The organism is Anaerobutyricum soehngenii, assembly GCF_009697165.1.
GTDB lineage: Bacteria > Bacillota > Clostridia > Lachnospirales > Lachnospiraceae > Anaerobutyricum > Anaerobutyricum soehngenii.
Window position 1 is genome coordinate 215,448 of record NZ_VULP01000001.1, and the last position, 22,218, is coordinate 237,665.

General features: G+C 37.5%; 21 protein-coding genes, 1 tRNA gene and 1 pseudogene. 21 read left to right on the forward strand and 2 right to left on the reverse strand.

Annotated elements, in window-relative coordinates; translation table 11 throughout:
- Positions 1–2 precede the first annotated feature (2 nt).
- The 8 genes and pseudogenes from FYJ25_RS00930 to FYJ25_RS15200 form a co-directional block, all read left to right on the forward strand.
- On the forward strand, positions 3–368 hold the full coding sequence (locus FYJ25_RS00930; protein ID WP_154580299.1) for a DUF1667 domain-containing protein: 366 nt from the start codon (positions 3–5) through the stop codon (positions 366–368).
- Positions 359–1,165 (forward strand): Cof-type HAD-IIB family hydrolase, encoded by an 807-nt coding sequence (locus FYJ25_RS00935; protein ID WP_154580300.1) that lies wholly within the window; start codon positions 359–361, stop codon positions 1,163–1,165. The genes FYJ25_RS00930 and FYJ25_RS00935 overlap by 10 nt, the downstream gene beginning before the upstream one ends.
- A gap of 122 nt (positions 1,166–1,287) precedes the next feature.
- Entirely contained in the window at positions 1,288–2,631 is a 1,344-nt protein-coding gene (locus FYJ25_RS00940) for a RuBisCO large subunit C-terminal-like domain-containing protein (protein ID WP_154580301.1), read from the forward strand.
- Between the two features lie 403 nt (positions 2,632–3,034).
- Positions 3,035–4,585 carry an FGGY-family carbohydrate kinase gene (locus FYJ25_RS00945; protein ID WP_154580302.1) on the forward strand — a complete coding sequence of 517 codons (1,551 nt, stop codon included), beginning with the start codon at positions 3,035–3,037 and terminating at the stop codon, positions 4,583–4,585.
- A 36-nt stretch (positions 4,586–4,621) separates the two neighbouring features.
- Entirely contained in the window at positions 4,622–5,389 is a 768-nt protein-coding gene (locus FYJ25_RS00950) for an SDR family NAD(P)-dependent oxidoreductase (RefSeq protein ID WP_154580303.1), read from the forward strand.
- Positions 5,390–5,515: 126 nt separating this feature from the next.
- Complete coding sequence (locus FYJ25_RS00955; RefSeq protein WP_154580304.1) at positions 5,516–7,072, forward strand: FGGY-family carbohydrate kinase; 1,557 nt, start codon at positions 5,516–5,518, stop codon at positions 7,070–7,072.
- 40 nt (positions 7,073–7,112) lie between these two features.
- Positions 7,113–7,922: a sugar phosphate isomerase/epimerase family protein gene (locus FYJ25_RS00960; protein WP_154580305.1), complete on the forward strand. Its 810-nt coding sequence runs from the start codon at positions 7,113–7,115 to the stop codon at positions 7,920–7,922.
- Positions 7,923–8,041: 119 nt separating this feature from the next.
- Positions 8,042–8,655: pseudogene (locus tag FYJ25_RS15200) on the forward strand (transposase); the annotation flags it as partial.
- 375 nt (positions 8,656–9,030) lie between these two features.
- On the opposite strand, the gene FYJ25_RS00970 reads toward FYJ25_RS15200, so the two are convergent.
- On the reverse strand, positions 9,031–9,384 hold the full coding sequence (locus tag FYJ25_RS00970; RefSeq protein ID WP_096239243.1) for a hypothetical protein: 354 nt from the start codon (positions 9,382–9,384) through the stop codon (positions 9,031–9,033).
- Between the two features lie 183 nt (positions 9,385–9,567).
- On the opposite strand from FYJ25_RS00970, the gene FYJ25_RS00975 reads away from it, so the two are divergent.
- The 5 genes from FYJ25_RS00975 to FYJ25_RS00995 all read left to right on the forward strand — a co-directional run bounded on the left by FYJ25_RS00975 (position 9,568) and on the right by FYJ25_RS00995 (position 12,810).
- The gene (locus FYJ25_RS00975) at positions 9,568–9,759 is read left to right on the forward strand and encodes a hypothetical protein (protein WP_021907298.1); all 192 of its coding nucleotides are present in this window, start codon (positions 9,568–9,570) and stop codon (positions 9,757–9,759) included.
- Positions 9,760–9,798: 39 nt separating this feature from the next.
- Positions 9,799–10,239, forward strand: a complete 441-nt coding sequence (locus FYJ25_RS00980; RefSeq protein ID WP_154580306.1) for an RrF2 family transcriptional regulator — start codon at positions 9,799–9,801, stop codon at positions 10,237–10,239.
- A 163-nt stretch (positions 10,240–10,402) separates the two neighbouring features.
- The gene (locus tag FYJ25_RS00985) at positions 10,403–11,335 is read left to right on the forward strand and encodes a putative ABC transporter permease (protein ID WP_096239245.1); all 933 of its coding nucleotides are present in this window, start codon (positions 10,403–10,405) and stop codon (positions 11,333–11,335) included.
- Between the two features lie 192 nt (positions 11,336–11,527).
- Positions 11,528–12,211, forward strand: a complete 684-nt coding sequence (locus FYJ25_RS00990; RefSeq protein WP_096239246.1) for a phosphatase PAP2 family protein — start codon at positions 11,528–11,530, stop codon at positions 12,209–12,211.
- Between the two features lie 68 nt (positions 12,212–12,279).
- Positions 12,280–12,810, forward strand: a complete 531-nt coding sequence (locus tag FYJ25_RS00995) for a EutP/PduV family microcompartment system protein (protein ID WP_021907302.1) — start codon at positions 12,280–12,282, stop codon at positions 12,808–12,810.
- A 329-nt stretch (positions 12,811–13,139) separates the two neighbouring features.
- Here the strand turns inward: FYJ25_RS00995 and FYJ25_RS01000 are convergent.
- Positions 13,140–13,212, reverse strand: a tRNA-Thr gene (locus FYJ25_RS01000).
- Between the two features lie 854 nt (positions 13,213–14,066).
- On the opposite strand from FYJ25_RS01000, the gene FYJ25_RS01005 reads away from it, so the two are divergent.
- From FYJ25_RS01005 to FYJ25_RS01040, 8 genes are all read left to right on the forward strand, one after another.
- On the forward strand, positions 14,067–15,035 hold the full coding sequence (locus FYJ25_RS01005; protein ID WP_154580307.1) for a ketopantoate reductase family protein: 969 nt from the start codon (positions 14,067–14,069) through the stop codon (positions 15,033–15,035).
- A 92-nt stretch (positions 15,036–15,127) separates the two neighbouring features.
- Complete coding sequence (locus FYJ25_RS01010; protein ID WP_330399849.1) at positions 15,128–15,325, forward strand: helix-turn-helix domain-containing protein; 198 nt, start codon at positions 15,128–15,130, stop codon at positions 15,323–15,325.
- 65 nt (positions 15,326–15,390) lie between these two features.
- Positions 15,391–15,930, forward strand: coding sequence for a hypothetical protein (locus FYJ25_RS01015; RefSeq protein WP_243145655.1), 540 nt, complete (start codon positions 15,391–15,393; stop codon positions 15,928–15,930).
- A gap of 430 nt (positions 15,931–16,360) precedes the next feature.
- Complete coding sequence (locus FYJ25_RS01020) at positions 16,361–19,333, forward strand: DEAD/DEAH box helicase (protein WP_154580308.1); 2,973 nt, start codon at positions 16,361–16,363, stop codon at positions 19,331–19,333.
- A gap of 30 nt (positions 19,334–19,363) precedes the next feature.
- Positions 19,364–19,765, forward strand: a complete 402-nt coding sequence (locus FYJ25_RS01025; RefSeq protein ID WP_154580309.1) for a (deoxy)nucleoside triphosphate pyrophosphohydrolase — start codon at positions 19,364–19,366, stop codon at positions 19,763–19,765.
- Between the two features lie 31 nt (positions 19,766–19,796).
- A complete protein-coding gene (locus FYJ25_RS01030) occupies positions 19,797–20,354 on the forward strand; it encodes a M48 family metallopeptidase (RefSeq protein WP_154580310.1) in 558 nt (185 codons plus the stop codon).
- Positions 20,355–20,422: 68 nt separating this feature from the next.
- Positions 20,423–20,959 carry a GNAT family N-acetyltransferase gene (locus FYJ25_RS01035; protein ID WP_154580311.1) on the forward strand — a complete coding sequence of 179 codons (537 nt, stop codon included), beginning with the start codon at positions 20,423–20,425 and terminating at the stop codon, positions 20,957–20,959.
- A 2-nt stretch (positions 20,960–20,961) separates the two neighbouring features.
- A complete protein-coding gene (locus FYJ25_RS01040) occupies positions 20,962–22,188 on the forward strand; it encodes a 6-phosphofructokinase (RefSeq protein ID WP_154580312.1) in 1,227 nt (408 codons plus the stop codon).
- Positions 22,189–22,218 lie beyond the last annotated feature (30 nt).

Here is a 22,218-nt window from a genome sequence, read left to right on the forward strand (position 1 = left end):
TTATGGGTCAGACGAAAATCATCTGTATCGGCTGTCCAAAAGGGTGTCCGATTACGGTAACATATGAAGATAAGACAATTACAAATATAGAAGGATTTGGATGTAAAAACGGTGAGAGCTATGCAAGGAATGAGTTTACATCACCAGTTCGTGTATTTACTTCTACGGTCAAAGTAGATAATGGAGAATTCGCATTAGTTCCCGTAAAAACAGCCGGATCTGTACCGAAAAATATGTTAATGGAGTGTGCAAAGGAAAGTTGCCGAATTACAGTAAAAGCACCGGTTAATGTTGGCGATGTTATTTGTGAAGACTTTTGTGGAACCGGTATAAAGCTGGTAGCAACAAGGGATGTATTATGTCAGTAGATAAAAAAACAATAAAGCTAATAGTAACAGATGTTGATGGGACGCTGGGACCTGTGAGTACAGCCAGCATTAATGAAGAATATTATGAAGTTATTGCAAAATTACAGGATAATGGAATCATTTTTGGTGCGGCAAGCGGCAGACCCTGTGATGCCCTGGAGAAACTCTTTGCTCCCGTAAAAGATAGAATGCTTTTTTTGTCGGACAATGGAGCCAGAGGAGTATATAAGGGAAAAGAATTATATACGGATGCCATGTCTTTGACAGATTGCTTTGCTCTGGTAGAAGATACGAGAAAATTAAAAGGGTGTCAGTGCGTGTGGCAGAGTTCCGGAAAGACATATTTTGAAAAAGGAGGAGAAGAGATTTATAAGATTATGACAGAATCTATGCATTACAATGGAGAATTAGTGGAAAATTTAATGGAGGTAACAATCCCTGCATTAAAATATACCGTATATCATCCGCAAGATGCAGAGAAGGCAACAAAAGGAGAGTTCTCTGAAAAATGGGGAAGTGATCATCAGCTTGTCTGTGCCGGTCATAATTTTATGGATATAATGAATTTAGAAGCAAATAAAGGAAATGGACTTGCAAGAGTACAGAAGTATTTGAATATTGGCAAAGAAGAGACTGTGGCTTTTGGAGATAATATTAATGATTTGGAAATGCTTGCAAATGCAGCCTACAGTTATGCTGTAGGTGATGCCAGACAAGAGGTATGCAAGGCAGCTCGCTTTATCGCACCACCGATGGAGGAGGATGGTGTTTTGCAGGTGCTGAAAACATTCCTATGAAAATATTATCAGGAGGCAGAAAATATTTTCCTTCTTGTTTTCAATCAGAGAAGAATTTATAATAAAGTCATAGAAAAGAGAAAACAATAATTATTAATTTTAAAGTATTAGGAGGTAGCAAAATGATTCAACAGGACAGAATGTATAGCCCATTATTAAATCCTTTATATGAAGGATGTGACATGAACGATTTATGTGTAGGAACATATCTGATCGGTGCAACAAAAGAAGAAGAAGCAATTGTTAAAGCTGCCAGTATCGGTATTGAACAGACAACAGGTTCCTGGATCGATGTTCCGGAAGAAACAGATGAAATGAGAGCAAAATATTGTTCAAAAATCATTGGAATTTATGAAGTTCCGGCATTCGAAAATCAGACAAATGTAGATAGACAGGTTGCTCCTGACGGACTTCGTTTTTATGTGATCCGCATCGGATATCCAGTAGCAAACATCGAAGATAATATTCCATTATTGATTGGTTCTATTATGGGAAATATTATGTCAATGCCATACCTTAAATTATTAGATATTGATTTCCCTAAGAAATTTGTTGATAAATTCCAGGGTCCAAAGTTTGGTATTCAGGGAATCAGAGATATTTTAGGAGCATATGATCGTCCATTATTAAATAATATGATTAAGCCTTGTACAGGATATACACCAGATGTAGGTGCTAAGTTATTCTTTGAAGCAGCAGCAGGTGGTGTAGATGTTATTAAAGACGATGAGTTAATCGGTGGAGATCGTTCTTTCAATAAATTAGCAGATAGAGTAAAAGCAAATATGGATGCTGCTCACAGAGCAGAAGAAATTAAGGGAGAGAAAACTCTTTATGCTTGTAACATTACAGACGAAATCTCAAGATTAAAAGACAATGCGATGACAGTTATTGAAAATGGCGGTAACTGTATTATGTTAGATGTACATGGTGTTGGATATTCCGCAGTAAGAATGCTCGCAGAAGATCCGGATATCACCGTTCCGATTCTTGGACATAGTTGCTTTAATGGAGCATTTACCTGTTCACCTTATCAGGGTATAAGTTCCAAAGTTGTTACTAAGCTTTGTAGAATGGCAGGATGTGATGTTTACCTTACACAGCCTCCATACGGTAAATTTGATAATACATTTGATAATTATATTATTAATATGATTACTACAAAAGCTAAATTCTATGATCTTAAGCCAATGCTCCCATTCGTAGGAGGCGGAGTTGTACCTGGACTTGTGCCAAGATTTATGAAGGACGCAGGAAATGATATTCTCTTAGGTGTAGGTGCTGGTATCCACGGTCATGGAATGGGACCTAGAGCCGGAGCAAAAGCATTTAGAGAAGCGATTGATGCCTGCATGAATGATGTTCCATTAAGAGAAGCTGCAAAGAACAGTCCGGAGCTTACATGGTCCATTCAGAAATGGGGTATTTATGGAGAAGATCACAGTAAAGGATTATATGCAATTTAATTCCCCGCTTATTAATTAAGTTATACAATAATTAATACATATTAAATATGCCAGGATAATGACAAAGCCTAAGTAAAACCCAAAGAAGAAGCTGCCAGCGGCAGCTTCTTCTTTTTTGCCTGAGAGTAGTTGATTAAGTAGATTGCATAATTATGAAAAAAATAGAAATTTTGCTCGAAAAAGGAGTAATAAATAAAAAGACAGAAAATAATAAAAATATAGACAAAAAGACAGAAGAATAGAAAGAAGGATTGAAAATTTTTTCAATATTGCTACTGTATCAATAAAATAGTATTATAAATAGAAAGAGGTATTAACGTGTTATCAGTGTAATAACACAGGGAGAAGGTAACTTGTCAACAATATATTTATGCAACTATTGATATAGTAGAAAGGAGTATACATGGGTAAATACTATATTGGCTTTGATGCGGGGACACAGAGTGTAAAAGTTGTAATGTACAGTCTGGAAATGGAATGTATTGCCGAAGCAAATTATCCTACTTTTTTTGAATATCCACATCCTGGATGGGTGCAGATGAATGTGGATGAATATCTTGATGCAGTTAAAAAAGGAATCAGAGATGTTGTTAATGTAGCAAAAGAGAAAGGAATCGATCCATCAGAGATACGTGCTATTTTTGGAGATGGAATTATTTGTGGTATTGTAGGTGTAGATGAGAGCGGAGCAGCTATAACACCATATATTAATTATCTTGATTCAAGAACACAGAAGGATACAGAAGAATTGACAGCAAAGAATTTAGATATATGGGCTCGTGAAACAGGAAATGCTGTACCAAACTGTATGTTCCCGGCAATGTTTGCAAGATGGTTCCTGAAAAATAATGAAGAATTTAAAGCAAAAGGAAAGAAGTTCATGCATAACGCACCATATGTTCTTTCCAGATTGGCCGGTTTAAAAGCGGAAGATGCATTCATCGACTGGGGTGCTATGAGTGGCTGGGGCCTGGGTTACAATGTATATAAAAAAGAATGGTCACAGGAACAGCTTGATATTTTAGGTATTGACATTTCCTATATGCCAAAGATTGTAAAACCGTGGGATATTATTGGCGGACTTACAGAAGAAAATGCAGCATTTACAGGACTTATGCCTGGAACACCTATCTGTGGTGGAGCTGGTGATACGATGCAGTCCATGATCGGATGTGGTCTTACGGAAGTGAATCAGGCAGCGGATGTAGCAGGAACTTGTGCGATGTTCTGTGTATCTACAGACGGAATTAAGCCAGAGTTATCTACTCCGGAATCTGGTCTTATTTTCAACAGTGGAACAATGGAAAATACATATTTTTATTGGGGTTATATCCGAACCGGAGGATTATCTTTAAGATGGTACAGAGATAATATCTGTGATAAAGAAGGTGATGGAGAATATTACGATATTCTTTCCGAAAAAGCAAAAGAAGTGCCGGCTGGCTCTAATGGAGTATTATTCCTTCCATATCTGACAGGAGGATATGGTGATTTTGCAAATGCCAGCGGAGCATTTTTAAATATGACAATGGATACAAATCAGGAAGTGCTGTGGAGAGCTGTTCTTGAAGCAATCGGTTATGATTATATTAGTGTGACAGATGTATATAGAGCAGGTGGAGTATCTTTGGATAAGATCACAGTAACAGAAGGTGGAAGCCGCAGTGATTTATGGAATCAGATTAAAGCAGATATGTTGAATAGTACAGTTACCACTCTGAAAAAAGCAGGTGGAGCAGTTATGACGAATGTTGTTGTTGCTGCTTATGCGGTGGGTGATATTGATAATTTGAAAGATTCCTTTAACTCCTGGCTGGAAGTAAAGAAAGTATATACACCGAATCCGGAAAATACAGAGTATTATCGAAGCATATACAATATGCAGAATAAGCTGGTTCGTGAAGATATGAAGCCAACCTTTGATATGCTGGAGAAAATAAGAGAATATAAATAATCGTTGCATTATTGTAGCAAAGAAGGGGGGCTAAGTATGTTTGAAATATCACTGAAAGGACAGGTTTGTCTGATTACAGGGGCAACTCGTGGAATCGGCAAAGCAGTAGCATTAACGATGGCAAAAGCTGATTTGATGGGAATTGTCATAGTGGATATTCAAAAAGATGCCGTTACAGAAGAAACACAAAAAGAATTACAGTCTATGGGGGTAGACGTAAAGCTTGTGATAGGAGATGCGTCTTCGGAAGAAGTAATCAAAGAAGCCGTTAAAGTTTGCATGGACAACTGGGGTAAGATTGATATTCTGGCAAACATTGCAGGTGTTTCTTACATGAGGAATCTGGAGGATACAACAGTAGAGCAATGGGATAAGGTAATGGCAATCAATTTAAGATCTACATTCCTTACAATGAAATATTGTAGTGAGATTATGAAAAAACAAGGCTATGGAAGCATTGTCAATACATCTTCAATTGCCGGAATTACTGGTGGAAACACAGGACCGGATTACGGTGCATCCAAAGCCGGAATTATCGCTCTTACAAAATTTGCGGCGAAGAAGCTTGGTCAGTATAATATCAGAGTGAATGCGATCGCACCGGGAACGATAGCTACCGATATGATCAGACGAAATTACAGCACATTGACACCGGAACAATATGAAAAGAAAATGGCAGCAATACCTATGAAACGAATGGGAGAGCCAGAAGAAGTCGGAAAGGCTGTACTGTTCCTTGCTTCTGATATGGGTAGTTATATCAGCGGAGAGATTTTAGATGTTACAGGAGCACGCATGAGTTAGATGGTGTTTTAAATATGCTTTAGTGTAGTTGTGTTATTGCTGTCGGACTTAAACTGTAAAAAGGTTGCCGATTAATGGAGAAGGGAATTGGCAACCTTTTTATCAATGTATGAATGGGGGAGTACCATGATAAAATATGTAGCAGGAATTGATGCAGGAACAACGGGATTAAAGACAATTATTTTTGATTTACAGGGACAGGAAATTGGAAAAGACTATGAAGAATACCCATGTATTACACCAAGAGTAGGCTGGGTAGAGCAGGATGTTTACTGTCTTTGGGATGCTTTATGCCACACGGTAAAAGGTGCGATTGCAAAGGCAGGAATTGATCCCAAAGAAATAGGTTCTGTAGGAATCTCCAGTCAGAGAGGAACATTTTTTGCGATTGATGAGAACTGGGAGCCATTGCATAATTCGATTGTATGGAGTGATGGACGTGCCGTAGAAGAAGTAGAGTGGATTAAAGAAAATATCGGTGTAGAGCGTTATCATAAGATTAGTGGTGCACCGGTGAGCGGTGCATGGTCTTATGCAAAGTATAAATGGGTCAGAGATCATCAGCCAGAACTTTATGAAAAAGCATGGAAATTTGTCAATGCACAGGAATGGCTGTTACATAAACTTGGCTCAGAAGAATTATTTACTGATCCGGCATCTCTGGCATTAAATGGAATGATGGATGTAGCCACACTAGACTGGTCTAAGGAATTGTTAGATGCGATTGACTTTGATATTGATAAGCTTCCACCAGTAAAAGAACCGGCAAGACAAGTAGGAACCATATCAAAGAAAGCAGCAGAACTTACCGGATTTGCAGAAGGAATGGCAATTTGTGTCGGAGGTGGTGACCAACAGTGTGCAGCAATAGGCTGTGGTGTAACTAAAGAAGGAACCGCAGAAATTACAATCGGAACTGCCTCTGTAATGGTTGCAGCGGTAGATGGTGTAAAAGAAGACCCTGCACATGAAGTGATTTTCAGCGGTCATGCTGTACCGGGACATATGGATATGGAAGGACTTGCCTATGCGACAGGTGTGGCACTTCGCTGGTGGCGAGATGTTTATGGCTCACCGGAAGTTACCGTAGCAAAGGCGACAGATGTTGATCCTTATGACATTATATGTATGGAGGCAGCCAAATCTCCGGCAGGTTCAAGAGGATACATTTTCTTCCCATTTTTCTCCAGTCAGGTAACTCCATATTATCACGATAATGCAAGAGGTGGTTCACTTGGAATATCACTCGCACATAATCGTGCAGATATGGCAAGAGGAGTGTTAGAAGGCGGCGGCTATGAACTTCGAATGATCGTGGAAGCAATGGAAAGAGTTCTCGGCAGACCATTTGACGTTATAAGGCTTTCTGGCGGTGGTTCCAAATCTCCATTATGGAGACAGATTCTTGCCGATATATTTGGAAGACCAGTACAGTGTCTGAAAATGGCAGATTGTGGTGTTTTAGGAGCAGCAATTCTTGGAGCAAGTGGAGCGGGCATTTTTGAAAGTCTTCAGGATGCAGTAGATACGATGGTACATCCAACTGAAATGATTACACCAAATATGAATAACTACAAAATGTATACAGAAATGTACGAAATCTTCCGGGATGCTTTTTTAGCATATAGAGATAAAGACATTTATAATCGTTTAAATACGGTTTGTGAGAAGTATTGGAATTAATTCCAGAATTTTAAATAAGGAATTCAATGGAGGTGGAAGGATGCTTCAAAGTATTACAATATCTGATTGCGTAGGACCATATTCTCAATGCGTTTTAAAAGGAGATATTTTACAGTGTATTGACCATGCGAAGCGTCTGGGATATGAAGGCGTGGAGATGCATATGAGAAATGCAAAATTGAATGATTATCACCGGATTAAGGAATATGCAGACAGACTGGATATGAAAGTAACTGGAATCGGAACAGGAATGGCTTGCTATGCCGATGGACATTATTTGACAAACTTAGATAAACTCGCACGAAAAGAAGCACAACAAGTATTGATTGATTTTTTAGAGGTGGCACATATACTTGGCGATACAGTTGTATTATTTGGTCTTATGAAAGGTCCACTGCCAGATCCAAGAGAAAGAGAAAAATATAAAGATATTTTATTTGAATCTCTTCAACCGATAATAGAAGCTGCCGAAAAGTTTGGAAACGATCTGACTATAGAAGCAATCAATCGTTTTCAGGCAGATTATTTATGGTCCGCAGACGAAACATTAGAATTTGTAAATCGATTTGACAGTAAGAGAGCAACCATTCATTTGGATACCTTCCATATCAATATAGAGGATAAAGATATGGAGAGAGCAATCAGGATATGTAAAGACAGACTTGGGTATTTTCATGTATCTGATTCTGACAGGGCACATCCCGGACATGGACATTTTGATTTTAAAAAATGTATAGAAGTATTATATGATATAGGATATAATGGAGTATTAGGTCATGAATATAATGCGGATCCTGATCCGGTTACAGCGGCAGTGAATGGTTATCAGTTTATAAAGCAATATCTATAAAGTAACAGATTAAAAAGATGTACGAAAGGCAAGGAAAGTAACAAGCTGTCCGTACATCTTTTTTGCTTTTGAAAATTCACATTAATTAATAAAGAAAAAATATTGGAAGATGTCACATGAATACAAGTTATTGCAGTGAAAAGAATCTTCTGTATTTAAAGGAACCTAAAATCTCCAGTTACATCAAGCTGCAGGATCATGAAAAACAGAAAACACGTGGGTACACAGAAGAGATCGGGAAATATTACAACATGAAAACGCAGATGTTTGAGGATGAACTTTATTATGTCTGCCATGATGGAAGAGAACTTCACCATATCAGGACAGAGAAAAAAGAACAGGCTGGTTATACACAAACGTTTGAGGTGTATGGATGTTCCGATTGCAACGGCTGCAGATACAAAGCAAAATGTCTCTATAAATATGATACTGAAAAAGATGCAGAGAAAAATAAGGTCATGAAGATCAATGAACAATGGGAGCTTTAAAAGAGGAAACTCATGCAGATATACAGAGTGAGAAAGGAATTTTGAATCGGCAGATCCGTTCTATACAGACGGAAGGATATTTTGGAGACATCAAAGAAAATAATAGTTTCCGACGGTTTAATTACCGGACAACAGAAAAAGTATATAAGGAATTCATGCTGTATGCGATTGGAAGAAATGCAAATAAATATCATCGTTTTCTTCATAGTGAGATCAAGAAATTTGAAGGAAAACCGAAGAAAAGACAGCTTAGAAAAAGAGCACTTTCAAAAATACAGATAAGGGGTTTTTATGCCCTAAAATACATACAGAAAAGAAAAAATACGGATCTCCCGAAGAAGTTCAAGTATAAAAAATACGGATTTCTATGGGAGATTCGTATTTTGAGATTTTGAGCCTAAAAATTAGTATTAACCGACAGTCCCCTTTTTATATAGTGTTTTAGTCATTCTTAATTCATTAGAAACAGACAAAAATAAAAACTTCAGACTATAACAGCGATATCTTTACAGCAGCTATAGTCTGAAGTTTTTATTTCGTTTTCGGTTTATCCGTACCTCCTGGTTAGTATCGTTTCTTGAATCTTAGCTATAGTCTGAAGTTTTTATTTCGTTTTCGGTTTATCCTAAGTATTTGGCTAAAAATACAACAACGATTAAAATAACCGTTAGAAAAAACATAGTGTTCATTGGAACATTGAGACGTGGGAGTCCACCCTGATCCGGACGTATTTCAAAATTGTTTCGGTTTTCCCATGCTTCTTCTAAACGCTCTTCCTTTGTCTGGTTCTTCCAGCGTTCCATATTTTCTTTGCTTGTTTCTTCAAAGAGAGCAGAATCGCTTTTTAATCCAAGCGCAGCCCGGTCTCTCGAAGATAATGTTTCATCTTTTCGAATATCGTACCCACATACGGGGCATATTTTTTCATCAAATGGATAAACTTTACCACATTTACGGCATTTAATCGTTGTCATATAGAACCACCTCTTTTTTTAAATTATTAGAATTATAACACGCTTATTATAACTTGACAAGAATACGGAAAATGGCTTATCATATAAAAATAAAGTAAGCTGTTTAAGTGAATGAAACAGTTAATGTACTCTCGGAATATTTTTGTACTTCGAGAATACATATTAGAATCAGGAGGAAGAATAATGACAGTTGAGATGTGGATGGGGCTTGGAATTGTTGTTGCAATCATCGGCTTTATTATGTGGCGTGTAGGCTTGAGTATGCAGGCAAAGAGAAATCGAAACGCCGGTATGGTTACTATGATAGCGTGGTTACTTCTCATGGTTGGAGTAATGACCGCCTTTTCATTCTTTAGAGTAAAGTATTTAAGCTGATAAGTGGATAATATAGTAAAAAAGAAATAGGAGAGCATTATGAGGATTTCAACAAAAGGCAGATATGCTCTTCGTTTAATGCTTGATATTGCTATGAATGATGCAGAAGGGAAACCGGTGAGAGTGAAGGATATTGCCAAACGGCAGGAAGTGTCCGGGAAGTATCTGGAACAGATTGTTTCGGTGCTGACCAAGGCAGGATATTTGAGAAGTATTCGTGGTCCTCAAGGTGGATATCTACTCACAAAGCATCCGGATGAGTATACGGTAGGTATGATTCTGCGAGTCACAGAAGGCAGTATGGAGCCGGTTCCTTGTCTGGAAGAAGGAAGCGAAGTTTGCGAGAGAATGGAAGAATGCATAACGATTCCTCTCTGGAGAAAGCTGAACGAGGCAATCAGCGGGGTGCTCGACCATACGACATTAGCTGATTTGATTGAATGGCATTATGCGAAGAATGGAAATGATTATGTGATTTAAAAAAAGCTTCTGGAATTATAGAAGAGTATGATTTCAGAAGCTTTTTTCTATAAAGAAGAACAGAATGAGTTTTTACAAAACAGGAAAGTAAGCAGGAATCTGACGAAGAATATCGAGGTGTTCTTGAAATTGACATTTTTGTATTTTGGAAGGGAAGGATAAAATGATAGGACAGTATACAACACAACAGTGGCTTTTATATTTTTATGTGTATTGTTTTCTTGGGTGGATTTTTGAATCCTGCTATGTATCATTTAGAAAAAAACAGTGGGTAAACAGAGGATTTCTCCATGGACCGTTTTTACCTATTTACGGAAGTGGAGCAGTGATGATGCTCTTTGTGTCAGAACCATTTAAAGATAATCTGATACTCACCTATTTTGCAGGTGTGGTGGGTGCAACGCTGCTGGAGCTGGTAACCGGAGCAGCAATGGAAGCATTGCTTAAAGTAAGATACTGGGATTATTCCAACCAAAAGTTTAATTACAAAGGATATATCTGTCTGTCCTCTTCGGTTGCCTGGGGATTTTTGACGATATTGATGAACGAAGTATTCCATCCGGCAATCTTACACGTGCTTGCCGTCGTGCCAAAGATGACAGATGAAATCTTTGTGTGGGTAGTAAGTGCAGGTCTTGCGGTCGATCTGTGTATTTCTGTACGTGATGCAATTGATCTTAGAAATATTCTTGTTGGAATGGAAAATGTACGAAAAGAAGTGGTTATATTAAGAAAGAGAGCAGATGTTGTTATCGCTGTTCTTGATCAGGAGTGGAGAGAATATGTTAAGAACCATCCGGCAGTAGAGCGTATGGATGAAATAGGAAAAGAAATAGAACTGCGTCTGGCTAAGATGAGAGAAATGGCAGAGCTTCCAAGGCTTCCAGAACATCAGAAACTCGAAATGCTTGATATGAAAGAAAGAATCGGAAAGTTAAAAGAACGTAATTTCCGCCTGAAAAGAAAGGGAACCGGCAATGTCCGAATGCTTATTAAAGGAAATCCTACTATGGTCTCTCCAAAGTATACGGATGCCTTTAATCAGTTAAAAGGATACTTAGCGGATTTTGAAGAAAAAAGAAAAGGGAAAAAATAACAATTTTTTTAAGATATTGTGAAGAGTGGGAAAATACATTGACTTATTAAGAAAGTTGCGTTACATTTTTAAGATAATAAATTGTGCAGGCATCTGTATTATTTATACAGTTTATACATCATGACGCGCATCTCGCAGCAAAAATGTCAGGACATTCCTGAATATATAGCAATCGGGCAAAAAGGTGATATTATGACAGAAAAATTAAAGAATTATAAGCATGGTTTACTCCTGCTATACTTTCCGTTTTATTTAGCGGCATTTTCCTATTTAGAAAAAAGAGTGCCGGATCAATTACATATTATTGACTGTGCGATTGATCGGTATATTCCCTTTATAGAAGTATTTATCATACCGTATCTTTTATGGTTTGCGTATATTGCAATAGCAGGTATTTACTTTTTCTTCCAGGAAAAGGAATCCTTTTGTAAGTTAATGTATTTTGGCATGATTGGAATGACGATATTTATTATTGTTTCTTATGTATATCCGAATGGCTTAGAACTTCGGCCAGACACATTTACAAGAGACAATATCTTTATACAGCTTACCAGAAAGATCTACTCGATGGATACGCCGACAAATGTACTTCCGAGCATTCATGTGTTTAACTCGATGGCGGTGTATTTTGCCGTAAAAAACAGTCCGTATCTGAAAGAAAAGAAAGTGATAAGAGGAGCGGCCTTTTTTATGACTACTTCTATTATCCTGTCCACCATGTTTTTAAAACAGCATTCCGTTGTGGATGTACTTACTGCATTGATTTTATCTTATGTAAGTTATGATATTATTTATAATGAAAGAACAGAAAAGATAAAAGAAGGATTAGAAGAACTAAAATTTCGCAGAAAACGCAAAGAATTCTCCAAATTTTGACCTTTTCCTGCATTGGTTGATGTGATAGAATAGATATAACAAAATGTTGCAGATGAGGAAGTGTAGACATGCGAAAGATAATATTTATTGGAAGAAGTGAGGCGGGGAAAACAACACTCACACAGGCGATGAAAGGCAAGAAGATTGTTTATCATAAAACACAGTATATTAATCACTATGATGTGATTATAGACACACCGGGTGAATATGCCGAAACAAAGGAACTTGCCGGTTCCCTCGCTGTATATAGTGCAGAAGCAGACGTAGTAGGTCTTTTGATCAGCGCAACAGAACCGTTTTCCCTATATCCGCCAAACGTAACAGCGCAATCTAATAGAGAAGTAGTTGGAATCGTAACGAAGTGTGACCATTGGGCAGCGAACCCAGAGCAGGCCGCTGACTGGCTAAGACTTGCCGGTTGTAAGAAAATCTTTATGACAAGCTCATTTACAGGCGAAGGTATCGCAGATATAATTTCCTATCTGAAAGAGGAACATGATAAGCTTCCATGGGAAGAAGTCAAGGCACAGTACGACCATCTTGGCTATGGAAAAGGAGAAAGCGATCAACAGCTTAATCTTAACGGCGTAATCGTATAATTTATGTATGATTTATAAACAAACAAAAACATACAAAAAGCAGAAATTTACTATAAAAGAAAATGTGAAGATAGTCGCGGCGCAGAAAATGCCTGATCGGCATTTTTACTGGCTCCGACATCACATTTTCTTTTATAGTAAATTTCTGCTTTTCTGTTTTTCTGTTTTTGGGCGAATTAAAAAACTCATATTCATGTGCTTTATAACGCATAGATTGCTTTTTTTATGAATTTTAATTAAAGCTTCTGGTTTTCTTATTTTGATTATAATTCTTATTTTAATTATAGTTTGTAAAAAAATTCCAGGAAAAGTTTCTGGAAAATAAAAAAAGCTCCCTGCCGGACTTGAACCGGCGACCTACGCATTACGAATGCGTCGCTCTACCAACTGAGCCAAGGAAGCTTGTCAAAAACTGACCTAATCATTTTACTATACTTTTAGAAAAAAAGCAATAAAAAAATATTAATTTACTATTTGATTTCTTAGGGGAAACAGACGAAAAAAGAAATAATACCATATCCCATCTGCTCTGTAGTCGCTGTGTTTAAAATGCTCATCTGCATCATAAACACGCTCCGAAGCCGCATCTGGGATATGGTATTATTTCTTTTTTCTGTGTGTTGGCTCCAGAAGGAATGAATGTAATGGTTTTTGTAAGGGATAAGGAGAGAGGTCAGAAGACTACTGCTTGCTCGAAAGGTATACCATCCAGAAGAGAAAAATGATATATTGCCACAATATAGTAGTGAATTTATCGTATACAATGATAGCTGACAATATTATCTTATCAGCATTGACAGCATCGCGGAGATAGTATCAGAATAAGTCATAACCTTCTGACCCCTTCCCCATCTCTTTTTCAAAGACTATTACATTCATTCCATGTGATACCAACACACAGAAAATAAAAATAATAGACCATAGTAAATGAAATGTGAGAACAGGTAAATAAAATTCCATGACAGAGATATCTTCCGAACAAGCAGTAGATTTCTGACCACTCCCCCTTCTCTCCGCCAAAAACTATTGTATTCATTCCTTCTGGAGCCAACAAGCAGAAAATAAAAAGAATAGACTATCGCAAATGTAATGTGAGAGCAAGTAAAAATGCCGAACAGGCATTTTCTACGCAGTGATATCTTTACAGTTTCGATAGTCTATTCTTTTTATTTTCGTCTGTTTCCCTAATGAATCAAATAGTAAAATAGTGTATTATAGAGGATAGTATATTTTATTTTAAGAAAGAAGGACGAGTTATGAAATACATAATCATCGGAGCAGGTGGAACAGGAGGAATACTTGGATTCTACATGACAAAGGCAGGAAAAGACGTGACACTTATCGCAAGAAATGCACATTTAGAAGCTATGCAAAAGCAGGGACTTTCTGTCCAAAAAATGTGGACAAACGAAACAGAAACCATACCTGTCGGTGCAGAAAGTATGGAATCTTATGAGGCAAAAGGAGAAAAAGCAGATGTAATTCTCGTCTGTGTTAAAAAATATTCTCTCGATTCCTGCATTCCATTTATTCAAAGCATTTCCCATGAAAATACGATAGTTGTTCCGGTATTAAATGTTTATGGAACAGGTGCGTATCTTCAAGAGAAACTTCCAAAGGTTCTTGTGACGGATGGATGTATCTACGTTTCTGCTAATATTAAACAGGCAGGAGTATTATTGCAGCATGGAGAAATATTAAGAGTATTTTTCGGTGTAAGGGAAAAGGAAGATTTGAAGAAATTAAATGGACAGTCAGATGGTGAATATAAAGCAGAAAGATTATTGAAAAAGATTGCACAAGATTTTAAAGATAGTGGAATTGATGGAATTTTGTCAGATAATATAAAACGAGATGCATTGACTAAGTTTTCCTATGTGTCTCCAATCGGAACCGCAGGACTTTACTTGCATGCTGTTGCAGGAGATTTCCAACGAGAGGGAGAAGCCAGGGAACTTTTTAAGACATTAATTCGAGAAATTGTTACACTAGCTAACGCAATGGGAATTACTTTCGAAGAAGACCTTGTAGAACGTAACTTAAAGATCCTTTCTAATTTGCCGGAAGAAGCAACGACATCTATGCAAAGAGATGTTATGGAAGGAAAACAGTCGGAGATTGATGGGCTGGTATATGAGGTTGTACGGATGGCCAAAAAGTATGGGGTAGAAGTGCCAGCGTATGAGAGAGCGGCAGAAAAGTTTCGGGAGATGGGGGTGAAGTAGTATAGAAAATGACATAGCTTAGTTGACAGATTGGAATATATACAGTATCATTAATTAACGCAATGCGTTTTGTGATTGAATGGAGAGAGGTTGTGGGTAGAGGAAGAGAAATAAAAGAACTGCGAGAAAAAATGGGAATGAACCGCAGAGAATTCAGTGATTACTATGGAATACCATATCGTACGGTTCAGGACTGGGAAGCAGAAAAACGCCAATTGCCAGACTATCTGTTACGTTTGATTAAATATCGAGCAAAGATGGAGGGAATGGTGAAAAAAGATAAGTCGTAAGACTTATTTTTTTACCGCTTAATTAACGCAATGCGTATATTTAAGTAAAGCAGAAGGAGGTAGACGTGGAAAGAAAAGTAAATGTAATCGAGGATATAGATGGAAAGAAAACGGTATTTATTCATGACATCATATTCAAAGGGAAAAGATCTGTAAAATGGGAGAAGGTTGAAAAATATCTAAAACAATATGTAGGAGATATATACATAATTGATCATAGCAATGATGCAGTTTATATTGGAACAGATTTACCGGATGAGTATACTCATTCAAATTATACACATATTTTAAAAGGAGCAAATGCGAAGACAAAAGCTAATGCAGCACAGGGATTACCTGAATTGATTGAAATTGCAGCTGGAAAGAAATTTACTGAAAATTATAAAGAAAAACATACTATAGATGCAATGTATGGCTGGTATCGTTATGAGTCAAGATTTGCTTTGCCAGTGTTTAATGAAGTTGGGGAAATTGAAAGATATAATGTTTTTAATGTAATAATGGTTATTCGACATGCAAAAGATGGTAAAATGTATCTATATGATATAATGAACATAAAAAAAGAAACGAGCACCCTTTTCCAGTCTGAAGACATTACTCAGTAAAAAACCCATTTCTTGGCTATAATTATACCCCCGTAGTAGCAAAAAGTCAATGAAAAGAAACGAGCACCCCGCTTGAGCAATAGCTGTACGGTAACAAACCTATTTCTTGATTATATGATACATTGAACAGTATTAAATGTCAACGAAAAAAGCATAAGAACATATTTTGGAAATGATTTCCCAATTAAATAAGCCACTCCAATAAAAAATTGGTCCAGCTATTTATCGGAAAGATCAATGAAAAGGCAGGTTCAGATACACTCATTAAATTCAGTGCGTCCGGATCTGTTTTTTGTTGCTATCGTTTCGTTCAGTTGCCTTTGCTATGTTTGCTTCCTGGGGATTTCAATGACAAACTCTCTCCCATAAGGTATAATACTAATCAGAGTATTTTGTTTTACTCATTACGAAATGAGAGGGAGATTTTTCAATGGATGCGAATGTGATCAAGGAATTGCAAAATGGCTTAAATGCCGCTTATATAAATGGTTCTGTGGCGGTAAATCTGGCGTACAAGCCAGCATTTGTGTCGAATAATCCGGAAGAGGGGAAGAAAGTTATTTCATCTGTAGAGGACGAATTGTTGCGCTGTGATCAGTTCCAGATCAGTGTTGCGTTTATCACGATGGGTGGTGTGACCCCGCTTCTGCAGACTTTAAAAGAGCTTGAGAAAAAGGGCGTTAAAGGACAGGTTCTTACGACCAATTATCTGAATTTCAGCGAGCCGAGAGCACTTGAGAAACTCAATGGATTGAAAAATATTACGTTGAAAATGTATGACGTGGAAGCTGCCGGAAATGGTTTCCATACGAAGGGATATATTTTCAAGAAAGAAGAGATTTATCGAATCATCATCGGAAGTTCTAATATGACAAGTGCGGCGCTGACGGTTAATAAGGAGTGGAATACGAAACTGATTTCTACAGAAAATGGTGAGGTAGCAGAAGAGATTGTGGAAGAATTTCATAATCTCTGGAACAGTGAGTATGCATTGCCTTATGATGATTTTTATGAAATTTACAGAGAACGTTACAATATCATAAAACATCAGCGTGAGATAGCGAAATGCGAAGAGATTCCGTCACTCGAAAAATACCGATTAAAACCGAATTCTATGCAGGAGAGATTTATTGCGAATCTTAGGAAGATTCTGGAGCAGGGAGAAGAGAGGGCACTTTTGATATCAGCCACTGGTACCGGTAAAACATTCGCCTCTGCATTTGCTATGCGAGAACTTGGTTTCAAAAGAGTGTTGTTTTTAGTACATCGTGTAACTTTGGCGAAACAGGCTAAGAAATCTTTTGAAAAAGTCTTCGGTAAGAAAGTGACGATGGGAGTGGTTGGTGCTGGTTTCTATGAATATGAGAAAGAGTATGTGTTTGCTACAGTAGAAACCTTAAATCGAGATACTCATTTATTTCAATATCAACCGGATGCGTTTGACTGCATTATTCTAGATGAAGCGCATCATAGTTCCAACAACATTTACACCAAAGTCATTAATTATTTCAAACCAAAGCTGTTCTTAGGAATGACGGCAACTCCGGACAAAAGGGATGATAATCAGCAAGGAAAAAATATTTATGAGATTTTTCATTATCAGATTGCTTATGAAATCCGTTTGCAGCAAGCTATGGAAGAGGATCTTCTTTGTCCATTTCATTATTTTGGCATTAGTGAGATTATTTCTTTGGATGACAAAATGTTACAGGCTACAAAATTGACAGATGCAGCGTTCAATCAGCTTACCAGCGATGAGCGTGTAAGACATATCATTGAGCAATCGGAGTATTACGGATATAGTGGTAATCGTGTAAAAGGACTCATTTTTTGCAGTCGTGTAAAGGAATGCGAGGAGTTATCGAAAAAATTCAATGAACTGGGATATCGCACAGTTGCTCTTAGTGGAAATGATAATGAAGACAAACGCCAGGAAGCCTTTGAAAGACTGGCAATGGATGAAGAAGATGCTACGGAAGATCGTCAACCTTTAGATTATATTTTTTCCCGCGATATATTGAACGAAGGTGTTGATATTGTTGAAGTGAATCAGGTTATCATGCTTAGACCGACACAGTCTCCGATTGTATTCATTCAGCAGTTAGGACGAGGATTAAGAAAAGCGCCGGGAAAAGAATATGTTGTTATTCTGGATTTTATTGGGAATTATAATAATAATTTTATGATTCCGGTGGCGTTATCTGGAGACCGTTCTTACAATGCTGATGTGATTCGTAAGTATGTGATCAGTGGAAATAGTACGATACCAGGTGCATCAACTGTACATTTTGATGAAATCTCTAAGGACAAAATTTTCAAATCTATTGATAAGATTAAGGGAATGAAAGCTCTGATTAAAGAAAGTTATATTTCACTGAAGAATCGTTTGGGGAGAATTCCGTTTTTATATGATTTTTATGAGAATCAAGAAATTGATCCATTAGTAATTATTCGAGAATATAAAACGTACTATGCTTTTATGCAGGTAATGGAAAAGGATAAATACACAAATAATTTAAGTGAACAGGAAAAGTTAACACTGGAGTATTTATCTAAAACTGTTCTTTCAGGTGTACGACCCGATGAACTTGCAATTTTAAGTCAATTGCTTCATAAAGATTATATCGGTATTACAGAGTTTAAAACGGAATATCAAAAGACATTTGGATTTGAAATCAGTGTAGCACAGGTAAAGGAAGCAATTCAGGTATTACAGGGACATTTTGTAAGTAAAGAGGCTGAGTATAAGAAGTTCTGTCAGATTGACATTTTAGAAAATGATCGGTCAGGAATGATTCGAAGAGTACAAAGTTATGCGGACAGACTTAAGCATATACAATTCTACAAACAGGTGGAAGATATTATAAAAGTTGGACTTACTAGATATCAGGAAAAATATCTTCCATGGAAAAATATAGATAGTCCATTTGTGTTGTATGAAAAATATTCCAGAAGAGATGTTAGTTTGCTTATGAATTGTGGCAAGGATTTATCTTCTGTTATGTATGGTATGAAACGAATTGATGATGATGTATTTATTTTTATTACTTATCACAAGGAAGAGAGCCAGGATGAAAAAAATTATGTGGCTGGAAAACCGGACTATGCGGATGCATTTGAAGATAACTTGATTTTTAAGTGGGATTCTCAGATTGGTAAAGGATTGGAAAGCTCTTATATGCAAGATGTACTGGGAGCTACAAGAAAGCATTTGCTTGTAAAAAAATCAGATGCAGAAACGAATTTTTATTATATGGGAGAATTTGATGTAATGGAAGCTAAAAATGCACAGAAAGAAGATAATCGTGGACGCATGCAGCCGATTACGAAAGTCACTATGAGAATGCACCATGCAGTAAGAGAGGATTTATTAAGATATTTACAGTCTAATATTACAGCATAAAAAGATAGAGGGATGATAGAGGAGAAACAGATGAAAACGGTAAAAGTAGTTGCAGCAATTATCTGCGATAATATGAAAGAAAAAAATAAGATATTTGCAACAGCGAGAGGCTATGGCGAACTGAAAGGTGGCTGGGAATTTCCAGGAGGAAAAGTGGAGCCGGGAGAAACATCTCAGCAGGCACTTATAAGAGAAATCATAGAAGAACTGGATACGGAAATCAAGGTCGGAGAACTGATTGATACGGTAGAATATGATTATCCAACTTTCCATCTTTCTATGGATTGTTTTTGGGCTGAAGTTAAAGCAGGACATTTGGAGCTGAAAGAAGCAGAAGCGGCAAAGTGGCTTACGAAAGATCAATTAGATAGTGTTACCTGGCTTCCGGCAGATATTCTGTTGATAGACCAAATTAGAAAGTGTATGAAATAAGTGTATGAAATAATAGAATAAAGGACTTAGTATGAAAGTTACAGTAATCAGATCAAACAGGAAAACGGTGGCTATTCAGGTAAATTCCAATCTAAGTGTCACTGTAAGGGCTCCGCGTAGTGCTTCAGAGAAAGACATTGAAGAGATTCTTAAAAAGAAGGAAGCCTGGATAAGTAAACATATTGAAAAAATTAAGGAAACCAAGGAAAGGGTTGAGGCGGAACCTACAGAAAAGTTGACGCGTGAGAAAGTTATAGCGCTTGCGGAGGAGGCGCTTAAGGTGATTCCGGAGAGAGTAGAATATTTTGCAAAAGTAATCGGAGTTACTTATGGAAAGATAACTGTTAGAAATCAGAAGACAAGATGGGGAAGCTGTAGTAGTAAAGGAAATTTGAATTTTAACTGTCTTTTAATGCTGGCGCCTCCGGAAGTGTTAGATTATGTTGTAGTTCATGAACTGTGTCACAGAAAACAAATGAATCATTCTAAGGCGTTTTGGTTAGAGGTAGAGAAGGTGCTTCCTAATTATAAAGAAGTAAGGAAGTGGCTAAAAGAAGAAGGAAGCCAGATGATTACATTATTTCTATAATTACCGTCTTGTCGCATGCTTTCTCTTATTGTATAATAATCATTGATAAAATTTTTGGAGGCGCTAAGATGAAGATACGAATCGCTACGCCGGAGGATGCTTCTGCTATTCAGAGTATTTATCGGTATTATGTAGAACATACAGCGATAACTTTTGAATTGGAAGTTCCATCGGTGGAGGAGTTTCAGGGAAGAATTAAGAAGACCTTGGAGCGGTATCCTTATTTGGTGGCTGAAGAGGATCGTGTGATTATTGGATATGCGTATGCAGGAATTTTTTATGACAGAAGGGCATATGACTGGTCAGCGGAGATGTCGGTTTATGTGCAGAAGGGGATTCACGGGAAAGGTGTTGGTACGGCTCTTTATGAGAAGATGGAAGAGTTGTTGAAAAAGCAGCATATCGTGAATTTGTTTGCATGCATTACCCATCCGAATGCAGAGAGTGAAGCGTTCCATGCAGCACGTGGATATGAGAGGAAAGCACATTTTGAGAAATGTGGATATAAGATGGGGCAGTGGTGGGATATTGTGTGGATGCAGAAGATAATTGCGCCGCATGATGAAGCGCCGGAACCTTTTCAAAGATTTACAGGAGGATTTTAAAGATGAAGAAGAATTTGTTAGTAGCACAGTCAGGAGGACCAACAGCAGCGATTAATGCAACGTTAGCAGGTGTGATCGGACAGGCAATGAAGGAAGAGCAGATTGATCAGGTTTATGGTGCCTGTTATGGAATTCAGGGTGTGTTGGAACAGAAGTTTGTGAATCTTACAGAGAAGGTTGACACAGAGGAAAAGTTGGAGAAGTTAAAGAGAACTCCGGCGGCAGCGCTTGGTTCTTGTCGTTTTAAGCTTAATAATATCAAGGAAGATGACAGTCAGTATCAGGAGATTGTTGATATTCTTCATAAGATGAACATTGGATATTTTGTTTATATCGGTGGGAATGATTCTATGGATACGGTAGCGAAGCTTTCTGCATACTGTAAGGAGAAGGGTGTAGAAGATATTAAGGTTATTGGTGGACCAAAGACGATTGATAATGACCTTTGCGGAATAGACCATTGTCCGGGATTTGGTTCAGCAGCTAAGTATATTTCTACAGTTTTCTGCGAGCTTGAACGGGAGATTACTGTATATGAACCGAAGAATGTAATTATTGTTGAGATGATGGGACGTCATGCCGGATGGCTTACTGCGGCTGCTGCATTAGCGGAAGGTAAGAATGGTAATGTACCATATCTTGTTTATTTAGAAGAAAAACCATTTTCATTGGATCGCTTTATTGATGATGTGAAGGAAAAGCTGGCCTCAACGAATGCTGTGCTTGTTGCGGTTAGTGAAGGTGTACATGATACAGAGGGTCGTTTCTTATGTGAACAGGAAGGATCTAGAGAGTTAGATGTATTTGGACATACGAAGTTATCTGGTACTGGAAAGATTTTAGAGGAAGCGGTTCGAGCAAAGATTGGCTGTAAGGTTCGTTCGATAGAATTGAATCTGTTACAGCGCTGTGCAGGGCATATTTTAAGTAAGACGGATATTGAGGAGTCCGGTAATCTTGGTGCGAATGCAGTTAAGCTTGCAGTAGCAGGAGAGAGTGGATTAATGTCTTCTCTTACAAGAGTGTCTGATGCTCCATATACGGTAGAGTACAGTGGTGTTGATATTCGTGAGGTTGCGAATAAAGAGAAGAAGATTCCTGTAGAGTGGATTAATGAGGCTGGCAATGGTGTGAAAGAAGAGTTGATTACTTACTTAACCCCATTGGTTCAGGGCGAAGTTTCCAGTATCTATGAGGATGGTATGCCAAGTTATATTGTTTTAAAATAATAAAATTAAATTCGACTCTGACAGTAAGGT

Bases quoted from the DNA above. Each gene is read 5' to 3' on its own strand.
- FYJ25_RS01005 (WP_154580307.1), top strand. From the start codon at position 14,067: ATGAAATACATAATCATCGGAGCAGGTGGAACAGGAGGAATACTTGGA.
- FYJ25_RS00930 (WP_154580299.1), top strand. From the start codon at position 3: ATGGGTCAGACGAAAATCATCTGTATCGGCTGTCCAAAAGGGTGTCCG.
- FYJ25_RS00940 (WP_154580301.1), top strand. From the start codon at position 1,288: ATGATTCAACAGGACAGAATGTATAGCCCATTATTAAATCCTTTATAT.
- FYJ25_RS01025 (WP_154580309.1), top strand. From the start codon at position 19,364: ATGAAAACGGTAAAAGTAGTTGCAGCAATTATCTGCGATAATATGAAA.
- FYJ25_RS00975 (WP_021907298.1), top strand. From the start codon at position 9,568: ATGACAGTTGAGATGTGGATGGGGCTTGGAATTGTTGTTGCAATCATC.
- FYJ25_RS00945 (WP_154580302.1), top strand. From the start codon at position 3,035: ATGGGTAAATACTATATTGGCTTTGATGCGGGGACACAGAGTGTAAAA.
- FYJ25_RS01040 (WP_154580312.1), top strand. From the start codon at position 20,962: ATGAAGAAGAATTTGTTAGTAGCACAGTCAGGAGGACCAACAGCAGCG.
- FYJ25_RS00990 (WP_096239246.1), top strand. From the start codon at position 11,528: ATGACAGAAAAATTAAAGAATTATAAGCATGGTTTACTCCTGCTATAC.
- FYJ25_RS01020 (WP_154580308.1), top strand. From the start codon at position 16,361: ATGGATGCGAATGTGATCAAGGAATTGCAAAATGGCTTAAATGCCGCT.
- FYJ25_RS00960 (WP_154580305.1), top strand. From the start codon at position 7,113: ATGCTTCAAAGTATTACAATATCTGATTGCGTAGGACCATATTCTCAA.
- FYJ25_RS00955 (WP_154580304.1), top strand. From the start codon at position 5,516: ATGATAAAATATGTAGCAGGAATTGATGCAGGAACAACGGGATTAAAG.
- FYJ25_RS00995 (WP_021907302.1), top strand. From the start codon at position 12,280: ATGCGAAAGATAATATTTATTGGAAGAAGTGAGGCGGGGAAAACAACA.
- FYJ25_RS00950 (WP_154580303.1), top strand. From the start codon at position 4,622: ATGTTTGAAATATCACTGAAAGGACAGGTTTGTCTGATTACAGGGGCA.
- FYJ25_RS00985 (WP_096239245.1), top strand. From the start codon at position 10,403: ATGATAGGACAGTATACAACACAACAGTGGCTTTTATATTTTTATGTG.
- FYJ25_RS00935 (WP_154580300.1), top strand. From the start codon at position 359: ATGTCAGTAGATAAAAAAACAATAAAGCTAATAGTAACAGATGTTGAT.
- FYJ25_RS00980 (WP_154580306.1), top strand. From the start codon at position 9,799: ATGAGGATTTCAACAAAAGGCAGATATGCTCTTCGTTTAATGCTTGAT.
- FYJ25_RS01030 (WP_154580310.1), top strand. From the start codon at position 19,797: ATGAAAGTTACAGTAATCAGATCAAACAGGAAAACGGTGGCTATTCAG.
- FYJ25_RS01035 (WP_154580311.1), top strand. From the start codon at position 20,423: ATGAAGATACGAATCGCTACGCCGGAGGATGCTTCTGCTATTCAGAGT.
- FYJ25_RS00970 (WP_096239243.1), bottom strand. From the start codon at position 9,384: ATGACAACGATTAAATGCCGTAAATGTGGTAAAGTTTATCCATTTGAT.